The sequence below is a fragment of the Propionicimonas sp. genome (assembly GCF_047606205.1).
Classification (GTDB): domain Bacteria; phylum Actinomycetota; class Actinomycetes; order Propionibacteriales; family Propionibacteriaceae; genus Propionicimonas.
In genome coordinates this window covers 1-14,780 of the sequence record NZ_JASGES010000102.1, presented here as the reverse complement: position 1 = coordinate 14,780, position 14,780 = coordinate 1, and the positions used below count along the sequence as shown (strand labels likewise).

Here is a 14,780-nt window from a genome sequence, read left to right as displayed (position 1 = left end):
CGCGGTTCCCGCCGGCGCGCGGCAGGCCGCGCAGGTGAGGTCGAGGACGTCCTCGCTGTCACCGGTTCCCGGCAGCAGCGCACCGCCCACTCCCCACCGCTCGCGGCCCAGGGGCAATGTGACGACGTGCCCCGACCCGTGCCGCGCGACCAGGAAACCGCTCTCCACGAGGATCGCGTAGGCCCGGGTGACGGTGGTACGGCTGGCTCCCAACGCCTCGCTCAGCCGCCGCTCGCTGGGCAGGCCGTGCCCGGCCGGCACCCGCCCGTCGGTGACGACCCGGCGCAGCCCGTCCGCCAGCCAGCGGTAGGCGGGCACGCCCTGGTCCCTGCGCCCGAGCAGCTGGACGAGTCGCGCGGCGCTGGTCGCGGGAACAGTCATGGGAACCACTCTGCGTGAAGTGGCACTTTTTCACAAGGCCACTTCGGGCGAGGATGTGGTCATGTCGATCTCCAGCCCGCCGCGCGCCGCCGACGTCCTCGCCGATCTGGGTCCGCTCGAGCAGCTGCGCGCCGGTCGGCTGGGGCGCCGGCTGCCCCAGCTTCTCCTCGGACTGTGGCTCTACGGGTCGGCGATGGCCATGTTCGTCCGCAGCGGCCTGGGCCTCGACCCGTGGGACGTCCTGCACTCCGGCCTGCAGCAGCTTCTCGGCTGGTCGTTCGGGACCGTGGTGATCGCGGTCGGCTTCCTCGTCCTGCTGTTGTGGATCCCGCTGCGGCAGTGGCCGGGCCTCGGCACCATCGCCAACGCCGTCGTGATCGGGATCGCCACCGACGCCACCTTGTCGGTCATCCCTGCGGCCCCCTCCTGGCCGGTCGCCTGGGGCCTGCTCGCCGGTGGTCTGGTCGTGAACGGTCTGGCCGGGGCGCTGTACATCGGCTCCCAGCTCGGGCCGGGGCCCAGGGACGGTCTGATGACCGGGATCGCGCGACGCACGGGTTGGTCGCTGCGTCTGGTCCGCACCGGTCTCGAGCTCTCCGTGCTCGCGATCGGCTGGGTCCTGGGCGGCGCCGTCGGCATCGGGACCGTGGTGTATGCACTGGCGATCGGACCGCTGGTGCAGTTCTTCGTGCCCTTCGTCGCCGTCCGCCTCGACCGTCCTGCGGAGGCCCGCTGAGCCGCGAGGCGTCCACTCCACTACACTGATCGCTCACCAATCCGGAAGAGGCGTGTGAGCGACCGTTGACCCAGACCGAGTGGATCCTGGTGGCCGTTGCCGCCGTCTGCGTGGTCCTCGCCGCGCTCCTCACGACCGCGGAGGCCGCCCTCTCCGCGATCTCCCGATCCCGCGCCGAGAGCCTCCTCGAGGAGGGGAATGGGCGCGCCCGACGGCTGCTGCTGGTCGCCCAGGACCCGGCGCCGCACCTCAACACCTCGATGTTCCTGCGGATCTCGCTGGAGGTGGTGGCGACCGTCCTGGTCTCGCTGGTGTTCTTCGAGCACCTCGGCGCCACCTGGGAGCGCGTGCTCTACCCGGTGCTCACCATGGTGGTGGTCTCGTTCATCGTTCTCGGTGTCGCTCCGCGGACGCTCGGCCGCCAGCACGCGGAACAGGTCGCCCTCGCCGCCGCCGGACCGATCGGGGCGCTCACCTCCGTGCTCGGCCCGATTCCGCAACTGATGATCCTGATCGGCAACGCCCTGACCCCGGGCAAGGGGTTCACCGAGGGGCCGTTCACCTCCGAGGCCGAACTGCGTGAACTCGTCGACATCGCGGAGGCGAGGGAGCTCATCGAGGCGGGCGAGCGGAGGATGATCCACTCGGTGTTCGAGCTCGGCGACACGATCGTCAAGGAAGTGATGGTCCCCCGCACCGAGATGGTCTACATCGAGCGCAGCAAGACCCTGCGCCAGGGCCTGTCGCTGGCGCTGCGCTCGGGCTTCAGCCGCATCCCGGTGATCGGGTCGGACGCGGACGACGTGGTGGGCATCCTGTACCTCAAGGACGTGATGCGCCGCATGTACGACAACCCGAGGGCACAGTCGAACGAGACCGTCGACACCCTGATGCGGCCGCCGACCTTCTGCCCGGACTCCAAGCCCGTCGACGAGCTCCTCCGCGAGATGCAGGTCACCCGCAGCCACGTGGTGATCGTGATCGACGAGTTCGGTGGTACCGCCGGCCTGGCCACGATCGAGGACGTCCTGGAGGAGATCGTCGGCGAGATCGTCGACGAGTACGACCACGAGGTGCCCCCGGTGACCCGGCTGGGCGAGCACAGGTTCCGGGTGTCGGCCCGGCTCCCGATCGACGACCTGGGCGAGCTGTTCGGCCTGAAGCTGGACGACGACGACGTGGACACGGTGCTCGGGCTGATGGCGAAGGAGCTCAACAAGGTGCCGATCCCCGGCTCGGTCGTGCAGTGGGAGGGCATCGAGCTCACCGCGGAGCGCGGCAGCGATCGCCGCCACACGATCCAGACGGTGCTGGTATCCCTGGCCGCGGAGGACGCCGACTCCGCGGCGGACGCGGCGGCCAAGCTCGCCGAGGAGTCCGCGAGGAGGAACTCATGACCGCCCACCGCTCCGGTTTCGCCTGCTTCGTCGGCCGGCCCAACGCGGGCAAGTCGACCCTGACCAACGCGCTGGTGGGGGAGAAGATCGCGATCGCGTCCTCCCGCCCGCAGACCACCCGGCACGCCGTGCGCGGCATCGTGAACACCGCGGACGCGCAGCTCGTGCTGATCGACACCCCCGGCCTGCACCGGCCTCGAACGCTGCTCGGCGAGCGGCTGAACGATCTCGTCTACGAGACCTGGGCCGAGGTCGACGTGATCGGCGTGTGCCTGCCGGCCAACCAGCGGATCGGCCCGGGCGACACCTTCCTGGTCGGAGAGATCGCCAAGCTCCCGCGCCGGCCGAAGCTGGTCGCGCTGGCCACCAAGTCCGACCTGGTCAGCAAGCAGCGGATGGCCGAGCACCTGCTCCGGATCGCCTCGCTCGAGGACGAACTGGGCATCCGCTGGGAGAGCATCGTCCCGGTCTCCGCGGTCACCTCCGACCAGGTCGAGGTCGTGGTGGCAGAACTCGTCGCACTGCTCCCCGACGGGCCGAAGCTGTACCCCGACGACGAGGTCACCGACGAGCCGCTGGAGACCCGGATCGCCGAGCTGATCAGGGAGGCGGTGCTGGAGGGCGTGCACGACGAACTTCCCCACTCCATCGCCGTGATGATCGACGAGATGGGCGAGCGGGAGGGCCGGCCTGCGGACCGGCCGCTGCTGGACATCTTCGCCTCGATGGTCGTCGAGCGGGACTCGCAGAAGGGCATCATCATCGGCCACAAGGGCGAGCGCCTGCGGCAGGTCGGCACGGCGGCGCGCTCCCAGATCGCCGCACTCGTCGGCATGCCGGTGCACCTCGACCTGCGTGTCAAGGTGCTCAAGGAGTGGCAGCGCGACCCGAAGTACCTCAACCGGCTCGGCTTCTGAGCCGGCGGGCGCCCGGGTGAACGTGGTGGCCAGAACCTGGAGCCGGTTGACCCGCCGTGGTCGTCGGCTCGGCGTGGCGCTGCGCCTGCATGCGCGCGACGGCCGGCGCAGGGCCGGCGGTTCGCTCGTCCCCGTCCTTCAGGCAGCCGTCGCGGCCGCGCTGGCGTTCTCCCTGGCCCGCTACGTGATCGGGCATCCCTACCCCTTCTTCGCGCCGGTCGCCGCCTGGGTGTGCCTGGGCTTCACCAGGAACCGGCAGCCCCGCCGGGTGGCCGAGCTCGGCGCCGGAGCGGTGCTCGGCGTGCTGACCGGGGAGCTGCTGCACCTGCTGATCGGGAGCGGTCCGTGGCAGATCGGCGTCGTGCTCGTGGTCGCGGCCCTGGGCGCCCGCTTCGTCGACCGGGGCGACCTGTTCACCATGCAGGCCGGTGTCAACGCGATGGTGGTACTCGCCACCTTCACCCTCGTCACCTCCGACCCGGTGGGCAGGGCGGTGGACGCGCTGGTCGGCGCGCTGGTCGCCCTCGTCCTCGCTGTGCTGCTGCCGCGGGACGTGACCAGCAGGCCGAAGCGCTACATCGCGTCCGTGCTCACCGAGAGCCAGGTGCTGCTGCGGATGGTGGCGGACGGCCTTCGCTCCGGCGACACCGCCCGCCTCAGGGACGCCCGCACGCAGCTGCGCGGCGTCCGGGACATCCTCGACTACGGACGGACCGTGGTCGGCTCGTCCAGCCAGGTCGCACGGCTCAACCCGACGCTGCGGCGCGACCTGCCGGTCCTGGCGGAGCTGGAACGCCAGGCCGTCCTGCTGCGCAGGATGCTGAACACCGTCGAGCTGCTGGTCCGGCAGGGGCGCGGGGTGGTGGGGGAGTCCGGGCCTCAGCCGGTGGTGGCCATGCTCGTCGCGGAGGCGGCCGGAGTGACCGGGCAGTTGGCGGGTTCCGTGCGGGAGTGGAGCTTCCCGACCGAGGCGCGGCGGAGGGCCGCCAACCTCGCCGCCGAGTGCGCGCCGTCCGCGGTGATGCACTCCACCTGGCGGTCGGTCGCGCTCGTGTCGGTGATGCGTTCGGTGACTGTCGACCTGCTCCAGCTGACGGGGTTGTCGCGGGAGGCCGCACGGGCCGAGCTGCCCGATCTGCCCGACTCGCGGGAAGTGGAAGAGGCCGCCGAGGGGCCGGACGGGGCGTCCGGAATCTGGGCGGAACGTCCATGATCGGCGTGTCGGGGGTTGGCGAACCGCCGCCCGGTGTGCGAGCATGACAGACATGTCATGGGCGCGGCTCATCCTTCGTCGCCGCAGCGAGGCCTCGTAAGTCCCGATCAGGCCTCCTCGCTGCGGAGTTCGTCACGCGCCTGCCAGCCCGCCACGCACCAGCGAGGATCCCATGACAACCAACACTTTCGGAACGCGCCAGCAGCCCGTCCCGGTCCAGCAGCCCAGCCCGATGCCGTTCGCTCGCTACACGCCGTTCGAGCCCATCGACCTGCCAGATCGGACGTGGCCGGCCAAGAAGATCACCGCCGCACCCCGGTGGCTGTCCACCGACCTGAGGGACGGCAACCAGGCGCTGATCGACCCGATGACGCCGTCGCGGAAGCGGAAGATGTTCGACCTGCTGGTCCGGATGGGCTACAAGGAGATCGAGGTCGGCTTCCCGTCCGCGTCCCAGACGGATTTCGACTTCGTGCGCGGCCTGATCCTCAGCGATGCCATCCCCGACGACGTCACCATCAGCGTCCTCACCCAAGCCCGTGAGGACCTGATCGAACGCACCGCCCAGTCCCTGATCGGGGCGAGGCGGGCGACCATCCACCTGTACAACGCGACCGCGGAACTGTTCAGGCGGGTGGTGTTCGGGATCGACGAGGCGCAGTGCATCGCGATGGCGACCCGGGGGACCGAGCTGGTCATGAAGTACGCCGATCAGTTCCTCGGCGATGTCGAGTTCGGCTACCAGTACAGCCCGGAGATCTTCACCCAGACCCCGACCGATTTCGCGATCGAGGTCTGCAACGAGGTGATGGCGAGGTGGCAGCCCGGCCCCGGCCGGGAGATCATCCTGAACCTGCCGGCCACGGTCGAGCGATCCACTCCCAACACCTACGCCGACCAGATCGAGTACTTCGGTCGCCACATCGACAACCGGCCGTTCGTGGCCATCTCCCTGCACCCGCACAACGATCGCGGGACGGCGGTGGCGGCGACCGAGCTGGCCCTGATGGCCGGCGCCGACCGGGTCGAGGGTTGCCTGTTCGGCCATGGCGAGCGGACCGGCAACGTCGATCTGGTCACACTGGGCCTGAACCTGTTCAGCCAGGGCATCGACCCGAAGATCGACTTCTCCGACGTGGACGAGATCCGTCGCACGGTGGAGTACTGCACCAACCTGCCGGTCCATCCGCGCCACCCGTACGCGGGGGACCTGGTCTACACCGCCTTCTCCGGCTCCCACCAGGACGCCATCAAGAAGGGGCTGGAGGTGCTGGAGAGGACGGCCGCCGCCCAGGGGAAGACTCTGCACGAGATCCCCTGGGAGGCGCCGTACCTCCCGATCGACCCGCACGATGTCGGCCGCACCTACGAGGCCGTGATCCGGGTCAACAGCCAGTCCGGCAAGGGTGGCATGGCCTACATCATGAAGTCCGAGCACAAGCTGGACCTGCCCCGACGACTGCAGATGGAGTTCTCCCGGGTCGTGCAGGCGCACACCGACTCCGAGGGCGGCGAGGTCGGCCCGGAGGAGATGTGGCGGATCTTCTCCACCGAGTACCTCGAGGACTCCTCCCCGCTCGACCTGGTGACGGTCACCTCCGTGTCGAACGGCGGTGGCTACGTGGTGACCGCCGTCGTGCGCGACCACGGCGTCCAGCGGGAGATCACCGGGGAGGGCAACGGCCCGGTGTCGGCCTTCGTGGACGCCCTGGGGATTCTCGGCTACCACGTCCGCGTCCTCGACTACACCGAGCACGCGCTCTCCTCCGGCGGTGACGCCAGGGCTGCGGCCTACGTGGAGGCCGAGATCGGCGAGGGCGAGGACGCGCATGTGCTGTGGGGCGTCGGCCTGCACGAGTCGATCGTCACCGCGTCCCTGCGAGCGGTGGTCGGCGCGCTCGACCGCGACGCCCGGATCCAGGCCGCGGAGTCGGTGCCCGGCGAGCCGCGCCCCTGACGCCCGTTCGTCCCGGGAGCCTCAGGGCTCGACGAGGCGGCGGACCGCCGCCACGACGTAGCCGCGACGGTCCCCGGCGGGCACCTCGCGCTCGAGGACGGCGAACTCGGGCGGCAGCGCCGTCCAGGCCGCAGTGAGGGTCAGGATGAGGCCGAGGAGCACGGCCGGCGGAAACCGGTCGGTCACCAGTCCCGCCTCCTGCGCCGCCCGGATCTTCTCGATCTTGGCCAGGTTCGCCCGTTCCAGCGCCGCGATCGACGCCGCGTCGCCGGCCCGCTCCAGGCGGTACCACAGGACGAGCCTGCCGAGTTCGGGGTGCTCCTCGTAGTTGTCGAAGATCCAGCCCGCGGTGCCCGGCAGGTCGGACGCGTCGAAGTACTCCTGCTCGACGGCGGCCTGGGCGTGCCCTCCGAAGACGGCGTCGAACAGGCCGTTCTTGCTGCCGAAGTAGTGGTAGATCTGCGCTTTGTTCGAGCGGGCGGCGGCCGCAATCCGGTCGACCCGGGCGCCGGCGATGCCGTACTGCGAGAACTCGATCGTCGCCGCGGCGAGCAGCCGCTGCCTGGTGGCCTCCGCGTCCCGTTCGATCACGGGACGAGAGTACTTACTAAGCGGTTAGTTGACAATCTTGGACGGTCGCCCGACACTGTTGCTAACCAAACAGTTAGGAACTGGCATGACCTCCGTCGTCCTCGTCACCGGTGCCTCCTCCGGCATCGGTGCAGCCACCGCCCGCCGGCTCGCCCGGGCCGGGCACGTCGTCTACGGCGCCGCCCGCCGGATCGATCGGCTCGCCGCGCTCCAGGGCGACGGCGTTCGCCCGCTGCTCCTGGACGTCACCGACGAGGCGTCGATGGTCGCCGCCGTCGAGCGTGTCCTGGCCGAACAAGGGCGGATCGACGCCCTGGTGAACAACGCCGGTTATGGCTCGTACGGCGCGATCGAGGACGTGCCCCAGGACGAGGCCCGTCGCCAGCTCGAGGTGAACCTCTTCGGCCTCGCGCGGCTGATCCAGCTCGTGCTGCCCGGCATGCGGGCGCAACATTCCGGCCGGATCGTCAATGTCACCTCGATCGGCGGCCGGATCGCCACCGCCTTCGGCGGCTGGTACCACGCGTCCAAGCACGCGGTCGAAGGCCTGAGCGACTCGCTCCGCCAGGAGGTCGCCGGCTTCGGCATCGACGTCGTCGTGATCGAGCCGGGCGCGATCCGGACCGAATGGGCCGGGATCGCGGCGCAGACCGGAATGGCGGCCTCGGGTGGGGGCGCCTACGCCGAGCGCGCCAACGTGGCCGCCGGCAGGCTCGGCGGCGACGCCAGCCCGGCCGGACTGGGCTCGGACCCCGACGTGGTGGCACGGGCGATCGAGCGCGCGGTCACGACCCCACGTCCACGGACCCGCTATGCGGTCGGCGGTGGCGCCAAGCCCGTCCTGTTCGCCCGCCGCGTCCTGCCCGATCGCGCCATGGACGCGATCTTCGCCCGCGTCATCGGCTGAGGCGACGCCGATGACCGCGAAAGTGCTCGTCAGCGGCGGCTCCGGCTTCATCGCCGGACACTGCATCCAGCAGCTGCTCGACGCCGGCCACCAGGTCCGCGCGACCCTTCGGTCGCTGTCGCAGGAGGCCGCCGTCCGCGCCGTACTCGCCGACGCGGGCGTCGCCGCGGGCGGGAACCTGGATTTCGCTGCCGCAGACCTGACCTCCGATGCCGGCTGGCCCGAGGCCGTCCGCGGCGTCGACGTGGTGCTGCACGTCGCGTCCCCGGTCCGGCCCGGCCAGGTCGACAACGAGGACGACCTGATCGTCCCGGCGCGGGAGGGTGCGCTGCGCGTCCTGCGGGCCGCCCGCGACGCCGGCGTGAAGCGGGTGGTGCTCACCTCCGCGTTCCACGCGGTCAGCTGGGGTCACCCACACACCGACCACGTGTTCACCGAGGACGACTGGACGGTACTGGACGGTCCGGGCACCGACGCGTACGGACGCAGCAAGACGCTGTCGGAGCGCGCGGCGTGGGAGTTCATCGAGCGGGAGGGCGGCGCGCTGGAACTGGTCACGATGCTGCCGGTCGCCGTGATGGGCCCGGTGATGGGGGACTCGATCACGGGGTCGAACGAGATCATCCAGCGCATGCTCGCCGGCGGGATGCCGGTGCTGCCGAACCTGTCCATCCCGGTCGTGGACGTCCGCGACGTCGCGCGGGCCCACCTGCTCGCGATGACGCCTCCCGAGGCGGCGGGCCAACGGTTCCTGCTCTCCAACGGCCCGGCGATCCCGCTGGCGGAGATCGCCGCCACCATCCGGCGGCAGCTGGGAGACGCGGCGGCGAAGGTGCCCACGCGGAGGCTTCCGGATCTGCTGTTCCGGCTGGCCGCGCTGGTCAATCCGGAGTTCCGCGGGATGGCGCCCGAACTCGGCTACGTCAAGCAGACGTCCAGCGCCAAGGCTCGCGAGCTCCTCGGCTGGGTTCCGCGCGATCCCCACGAGGCGATCGTCGCCGCTGCCGAGAGCCTGGTCGCGAAAGGGCTGGTGGGGCGGGGTTGAGTCGCCCGGTATTCCCTCGACGGGGAATACCCGGATCCGAGTGTCGCGTTGGCTGAGACGACATCGCACGTCCTGAAGGAGAACAAGAACAGTGGCAAGGCTTCTCATCGTCAACGGCAGCATTCGCGAGGGCCGCATCGGCGCCCCGATCGGCGAGTGGGTGCGCAGGACCGCCGAGGCCGACGGGCGCTTCGAGGTCGACTACGCCGACCTGGCCGAACTCCGGCTCCCGCTGATGGACGAACCCAACCATCCGCGACTGAAGCAGTACGTCCACGACGACACCATCGCGTGGAGCCAGCGCGTCGATGCCGCGGACGGTTTCATCTTCCTGTTCCCGGAGTACAACTACAGCTACTCGGCGCCCATCAAGAACGCCATCGACTACCTCCACAACGAGTGGAACCGCAAGCCGGTCGGCTTCGTGAACTGGGGCGGCAACTCCGGGGGCACCCGTGCGCAGGCAGCCCTGCGCCCCGTCGTCACCGCACTCGGTCTGGTGTTGACCAGGGGCAACGTCGAGATCAACTTCCCGCAGCGTCAGCTGAGCGACGACGGCCAGTTCGAGCCGAATGAGCAGCAGCGGCTGGTCCTGGGCATGGAACTGAAGGAGATCATCGCGCTCAGCGAGGCGCTCGCCCCGCTGCGCGGCTGACCGGCGAGGCGGACGCCCGGCCGGGCCGCGACGCGGACGCGGTCCGGGCCCCTCGCCACGATCACCCGGCTCGGAGTACCCGGTCCAGCGGACGCCCTTTCGCGAGCTCGTCGACCAGCTTGTCCATGATCCGGATCCGCCGCATCAGTGGGTCGGCGATGTCGGCGATCCGCACCCCACAGACCACCCCGGTGATCGCGACGGCATCCGGGTGCAGGTCGGCGGCGTCGAAGAAGTCGCCGACCGTCGTTGCCGCGTCCAGGTGTGCTGCCAGGCCGGCTTCGTCGAGCCCGGTGAGCCAGCGGATCGCCGCGTCCAATTCGTCGCGGGTCCGGCCCTTGCGCTCGAGCTTCGCCAGATACAGGGGGTAGATGGCGGCGAACGGTGTCCGCTTCACGCGTTCGGCGTTCGCCTGCCGGCGGGGCGTCTCATCCATGGCCATGCCGGTCAGTGTGCGCCGGGCGGTGCGTTCGCGACAACAGCTTCGTGGACATCGGTGGTCGAGCGGCCGGGGTCCCTGCCGCGCGGGTCGGACCTGCGGCTCGACGGGGGTGGCGGGTCAGCAGTCGAGCAGGCCGCCCGATCCACTCGTGGTGGCGTGGACCTGCAAGCTGGACGACTGCCCGGACATCACCTGGTGATAGTTGCCCCAGCCGGTCGTGCCCTTCACGGTCACCGTCCGCGGGCTGGCGGAGCAGGAGCTGGCGGACACCTTGACCAGGCCGCCCTGGTTGTCGGAGAGGTCGCTCGCGACGAACGGCAGGTCGCTGCTCGACAGGTTGAAGGTCACCTGCCAGGTGACGGCAGAGGACGAGCTGGACGACACCGTCACGTTCAGGTTGTAGTCGGTGAGGCTCGGGTAGCCCCAGGAGGTGATCCCGCTGACCGCTGCCGTGCAGGTTCCGCTTCCGGACACCGGCGCGCAGGAGACGGCCGGCAGGGTGGTCTGGGTCTGCGCCCAGGTCGTCGGCAACGGCCAGGTCCCGGCGGTGACGAGGGCGCCGCTGACCGTGCCCGGCGTCGAGGGCAGGGTGAGCGTGGCGCTGGTGCCGGATGCCGTGCCGGACGCGGTGAGCGTGGTGCTGCCCGCGCGAACGTAGGCGGTCACGGTGGTGCCCGCGCAAGCGGTGTCGATACCGGTCACGGCGACGGACGCGCCGGTCACGGTTGCCGTGACCTGGCCACCGCAGCGCGTCCACTTCTGGGCGAGGGGAGCGCTGGCGGTCGCGCGCAGATCGAGTTGCGCCGCGGCGGATGCGCCCAGTGATGCCACCGTGGCCACAGCCGCCAGCACCGCCAGGGCACCACGCCAACGCAGTCTCATGCTCGTGTCCTCAGCTGGCCGACGACGAGGTGGTGGGTCGTGCCTCGGGCCACAGGGCGAACGCCGCGGCGAGAAGAAGCAGCGACACCCACATCAGTGGCGAGGTGAAGAAGGACATCACTCCGCCCAGGCCCGGGACGGCTGCGACCATGACGCCCGTCACCTGGCCGGCCACCGGCTTGAAGGGGTCGATGAAATGGTTGTTGTCGCCCTGCAGTTCCCAGCCGGCGACCGGGTCGCCTCCGATGATCCGGTGGATCACGACCGGGCTCTTGTCGGCGAACGGCCGGTACGCCACCACGTCCCCGACCTGCGGGTTGCCGCAGCGGGTGACAGCCAGGTCTCCCGGGTGCAGCGTGGGCTCCATCGAGTGCCCGGTGACGATGGTGAGGGTGGTACAGCCGCCCATGCTGGACGGCCATCCGAGCACGACCGCGCCGACCAGCAGGGCCCAACCGACGACCTGGCCGAGCCGGCGGACCAGGGTCCGCCGGCCTGCCTGAGCGGTCATCAGCTGTAGATGCTGAGCGCGACCTGCTTGATGCTCTGCGGGTCGAGCGAGCCGAGCGGGACGGACACCGTCGTGCCGGTGACGGTCCCGGTGCCGAGCTTCACCCATTCGCCGCTGGACAGCTTGTACGCCGCCTCGTAGTTCAGCGTCTTGCAGGCGTCGTCGATGTTCGCGAACGTCACGTTGGCCACCGTCCACGGCAGCGTCGAGCTGCTGGAGAAGGTGGGCTTGTCGAAGCTGGAGGTGATCGTCTTCGACGAGGGCTGGCAGTCCGCCGTCACGCTGGTTGCGCCGGCCTGGAAGCTGCCCGTCCAGGACATGCCCAGCTGGGCGGCAGCCGCGGCGGACGCGCCGCCGAGGCCGAGGACGAGAAGCGTGGTGGCGGCGATCTTCTTGCCGCGGCGGCGCGCGGGCGTGGTCGACTCTGACATGGTGATTCCCCTAATTCGTTGGATGAATGATCGTCCTGGGCGGCATTTAGGACCCCTCCCGCTGCCGCGTACAGGTCTTGCTCAGACAAGCATTTCGCACCCGCGATCGGTGCAAAAGTCCCCCTGCAGGCGACACCCGTACGGGTATAACCCATGCGGGTGACAAGGCTCGTCACGAGCCCGGGACGCCACTGTCCGCTGGGCTCAGCCCAGCCCGGCCTGGTAGTGCTCCTTCACCTGGGTGGCGGTCAGCACGGCCGAGTAGACGGCTGCGAACTGGAGCTGGCCCTTGAAGTAGTTCAGGGAGTTCCAGCTGGCCGCGCCCGCGGCGTTGGGCCAGCTGCCGCCCAGATTGCCGCAGCCGGCCTTCCAGTAGCCCGAGGTGTTCTCCGCCACCGTGTAGCTGGTGCTCGAGGCGACGACGGCGCCGTCGATGTAGAGCCGCATCCCCGTCGAGCTGGAGAACGTGGCGATCACGTTGTGCCACTTGCTGTCGGCGTAGCTGGTACCCGAGGGCGAGGCGATCACCTGGAAGCCGTTGTTGTAGGTCCCGAACAGCACCCTGCCCGCGTCATCGATGTAGACGTGCCGGTCGTAGGTCGAGTCGCCGCCGCTCTGGGTGTTGCCGAAGCCGATGATCTTCCCGTTCGGCTTGGTGCCGGTCCAGAACCATGCTTCCAGCGAGAACGTCTGGGGGTTGGAGACGGTCGCGCCGGTGAAGAGGCACTGCGACGTGCCGTTGAAGGAGACCGAGGCTTTCGGCAGATCGTTGTTGCAGCCGACCGTCGTGGTTCCGGTGGGGGAGGCTCCCAGCGCCGTCGTGTTGGCGAAGGTGCCGACCTTCGTGCTTGACGAGCTGCCGTTGAGGTCGGCCGCCTTCGTCGTGCTCCCCGTGCCCATCGCCCAGGCGAGGTACGGGCTGCCGCTGGAGGACGTGACGGCGTTCGTGCAGGTGAAGAACGTCCGGTTGCCGCTCGTGTTCGTGCTGTTGGCGATCTTCGCCGTGAGCGCGGCGCTGGTCGTGCTGAAGGTCACGACGGCGACACTCACCACGACGGCGAACACGATCGCGGCGATCAGGATCAGCCGGCGCAGGTCGGGAGCGTCGTCCGACTCCTCCTCCGCGGGCTCATCCTTCGCCGCGTCCGGATCGGCCACGGCGTCCTCCTCCACCGCCCGGCCGGGCTCGTGGGGGGTGCGGTCGTCCCGGATGACGAGGGCGATCAGGGTGGGCACGAGGCAGAGCAGGAGCAGGCCCAGCTGCTCCCACCAGTGGAACGCGAGGGCGGGGGTCAGCGTGTACTCGCCGGCGGCGTTCTGCTCGGTGACTCGGACGATGACGTCCTGGCCGCTGACGAGCCGGTTACCCAGCACGTCGAGGGGGAACAGCCCGGTGTTGACGACGTGCATGTCGGCGCCACCGGTGTCGGCCGGCACCCACGACAGCATCGTGAGGCTCACCCACGGACGCAGCCAGAAGGCGACCAGGCAGATCACCAGGGTCCAGCCACTGAGCCGGACCACCCAGCGCCACGTCCGGTCGAACCGCGGCATCAGGGAGACCGCGTAGACGACCAGTCCGCCCAGCAGGAGCCACGGCAGGCCTCGCCACAGCCAGCCCATTCCCGGCGCGATCCAGATCGCCCGGCCCACGATCTCCCCGGTCGAGACCGGGAGCGGGTCGGCCGAACCGTTCAGGTCGCCCTTGGTGACGAACGTCCCGTCCTGGTTCGCCGTGATGATCCGGTGGGTGTAGCTGCGACCGTTGCGCTCGTAGGTGACGATCTCGCCGACCTGGAAGGCGTCCGCCGGCCGGGTCACCACGAGGGTGCCGACCGGGGCGGTCTCGCCCATGGACGGCGTCATCACCGTGTAGAAGCGCAGCCCCGATGCGACGATCAGGGCGGCGACCACGACTGCTGCTCCGATGACGGCGGCTGCCCAGACGGCTGCTCGCTTGGTCATGTCCTGCATCACCTTCCGTCGAATACGGCCACAGGGCCGGGGGCGGCGGAGCGTCCCCGGCCCTTGCCGTGAGTATCTCAGGGTCGCGGACCCCGCGGGCTCAGGCCGCGAAGGTCCAGGTGATCGGCTGGGTGATGGCCAGGCCCTGGTACGTCGCGTCCGCGCTGGAGTCCAGCGTGATCTTCACCACGATCGTCACGGTCGAGCCGGCGGTGACGCCGGAGCCGATCGTCGTGGTCGTTCCGGCGAAGGCCGCGGCGGTGCCGGTGTAGACGCTGGTCCCGCCCGCGGTGATGACCAGGTTGAACTTCCCGCACAGCTGGGCCTGCGTCGCCGAGCCGTTCACGGTGCCGTTGGTCGACATCGTGCAGGTGCCGCCGCCCATCGTGAAGCTGCTGGCATCGACGGTGCCGGAGTTCTTGATGGTGACGGTCGAGGTGACCGAGCCGCCCGGCTTCAGCGCCATGTAGCCGCTGGAGGCCGTGTTGCCGCCGAACTTGTTGATCGTCGAGCAGGTGGCGGTGCCGGTGGCGCCGCTGGTGCAGGTGGTGCCCATGTCGCTGCTGGTCTCGGTCATGACCAGGCTGCCGGTGCCCGCGGTGTTGGCGGAGTTCGTGATCACAGCGGTCAGCGCGGAGAAGGTGGGGGTCAGGCTGAAGGCGAGCAGGAGTGAGCTGAGGCCGCCCGCGATGACGACGGGAAGTGCGACGCCGCGCTTCTTGCGCGCAGGCTTGTACGAATCGGACATGG

The 14,780-nt window shown here is 70.0% G+C and carries 16 protein-coding genes; 8 read left to right on the top strand and 8 right to left on the bottom strand.

Going from position 1 to position 14,780, the window contains the following annotated elements; translation table 11 throughout:
- A partial coding sequence (locus QM633_RS06770) for a GntR family transcriptional regulator (RefSeq protein WP_415152975.1) occupies window positions 1–381 on the bottom strand: 381 nt, incomplete at its 3' end.
- 61 nt (window positions 382–442) lie between these two features.
- Here QM633_RS06770 and QM633_RS06765 point away from each other — a divergent pair.
- The 5 genes from QM633_RS06765 to leuA all read left to right on the top strand — a co-directional run bounded on the left by QM633_RS06765 (window position 443) and on the right by leuA (window position 6,601).
- Complete coding sequence (locus QM633_RS06765; RefSeq protein WP_415152974.1) at window positions 443–1,117, top strand: YczE/YyaS/YitT family protein; 675 nt, start codon at window positions 443–445, stop codon at window positions 1,115–1,117.
- Between the two features lie 65 nt (window positions 1,118–1,182).
- Window positions 1,183–2,514: a hemolysin family protein gene (locus QM633_RS06760; RefSeq protein ID WP_415152973.1), complete on the top strand. Its 1,332-nt coding sequence runs from the start codon at window positions 1,183–1,185 to the stop codon at window positions 2,512–2,514.
- The gene (gene era / locus QM633_RS06755) at window positions 2,511–3,431 is read left to right on the top strand and encodes a GTPase Era (protein WP_415152972.1); all 921 of its coding nucleotides are present in this window, start codon (window positions 2,511–2,513) and stop codon (window positions 3,429–3,431) included. The genes QM633_RS06760 and era overlap by 4 nt, the downstream gene beginning before the upstream one ends.
- A 46-nt stretch (window positions 3,432–3,477) precedes the next feature.
- The gene (locus QM633_RS06750) at window positions 3,478–4,644 is read left to right on the top strand and encodes an FUSC family protein (protein WP_415152971.1); all 1,167 of its coding nucleotides are present in this window, start codon (window positions 3,478–3,480) and stop codon (window positions 4,642–4,644) included.
- A 172-nt stretch (window positions 4,645–4,816) separates the two neighbouring features.
- Window positions 4,817–6,601: a 2-isopropylmalate synthase gene (gene leuA / locus QM633_RS06745; RefSeq protein WP_415152970.1), complete on the top strand. Its 1,785-nt coding sequence runs from the start codon at window positions 4,817–4,819 to the stop codon at window positions 6,599–6,601.
- A gap of 21 nt (window positions 6,602–6,622) precedes the next feature.
- On the opposite strand, the gene QM633_RS06740 is transcribed toward leuA, so the two are convergent.
- Window positions 6,623–7,192: a TetR family transcriptional regulator gene (locus QM633_RS06740; RefSeq protein WP_415152969.1), complete on the bottom strand. Its 570-nt coding sequence runs from the start codon at window positions 7,190–7,192 to the stop codon at window positions 6,623–6,625.
- 85 nt (window positions 7,193–7,277) lie between these two features.
- On the opposite strand from QM633_RS06740, the gene QM633_RS06735 reads away from it, so the two are divergent.
- From QM633_RS06735 to QM633_RS06725, 3 genes are all read left to right on the top strand, one after another.
- Complete coding sequence (locus tag QM633_RS06735) at window positions 7,278–8,099, top strand: oxidoreductase (RefSeq protein WP_415152968.1); 822 nt, start codon at window positions 7,278–7,280, stop codon at window positions 8,097–8,099.
- 10 nt (window positions 8,100–8,109) lie between these two features.
- A complete protein-coding gene (locus QM633_RS06730; RefSeq protein WP_415152967.1) occupies window positions 8,110–9,144 on the top strand; it encodes an SDR family oxidoreductase in 1,035 nt (344 codons plus the stop codon).
- Window positions 9,145–9,235: 91 nt separating this feature from the next.
- Entirely contained in the window at window positions 9,236–9,799 is a 564-nt protein-coding gene (locus QM633_RS06725) for an NADPH-dependent FMN reductase (protein WP_415152966.1), read from the top strand.
- A 61-nt stretch (window positions 9,800–9,860) separates the two neighbouring features.
- Here the strand turns inward: QM633_RS06725 and QM633_RS06720 are convergent, their stop codons facing one another.
- From QM633_RS06720 to QM633_RS06695, 6 genes are all read right to left on the bottom strand, one after another.
- The gene (locus QM633_RS06720; protein ID WP_415152965.1) at window positions 9,861–10,241 is read right to left on the bottom strand and encodes a DUF2200 domain-containing protein; all 381 of its coding nucleotides are present in this window, start codon (window positions 10,239–10,241) and stop codon (window positions 9,861–9,863) included.
- A gap of 117 nt (window positions 10,242–10,358) precedes the next feature.
- Window positions 10,359–11,123 carry a hypothetical protein gene (locus QM633_RS06715; RefSeq protein WP_415152964.1) on the bottom strand — a complete coding sequence of 255 codons (765 nt, stop codon included), beginning with the start codon at window positions 11,121–11,123 and terminating at the stop codon, window positions 10,359–10,361.
- Window positions 11,124–11,133: 10 nt separating this feature from the next.
- Window positions 11,134–11,634, bottom strand: coding sequence for a S24/S26 family peptidase (locus tag QM633_RS06710; RefSeq protein WP_415152963.1), 501 nt, complete (start codon window positions 11,632–11,634; stop codon window positions 11,134–11,136).
- A complete protein-coding gene (locus QM633_RS06705; protein ID WP_415152962.1) occupies window positions 11,634–12,065 on the bottom strand; it encodes a hypothetical protein in 432 nt (143 codons plus the stop codon). The genes QM633_RS06710 and QM633_RS06705 overlap by 1 nt, the downstream gene beginning before the upstream one ends.
- Before the next feature lie 204 nt (window positions 12,066–12,269).
- Window positions 12,270–14,030 (bottom strand): LamG-like jellyroll fold domain-containing protein, encoded by a 1,761-nt coding sequence (locus QM633_RS06700; protein WP_415152961.1) that lies wholly within the window; start codon window positions 14,028–14,030, stop codon window positions 12,270–12,272.
- Window positions 14,031–14,130: 100 nt separating this feature from the next.
- Window positions 14,131–14,780: hypothetical protein (locus tag QM633_RS06695; protein ID WP_415152960.1), on the bottom strand; the 650-nt coding region annotated here is incomplete at its 5' end.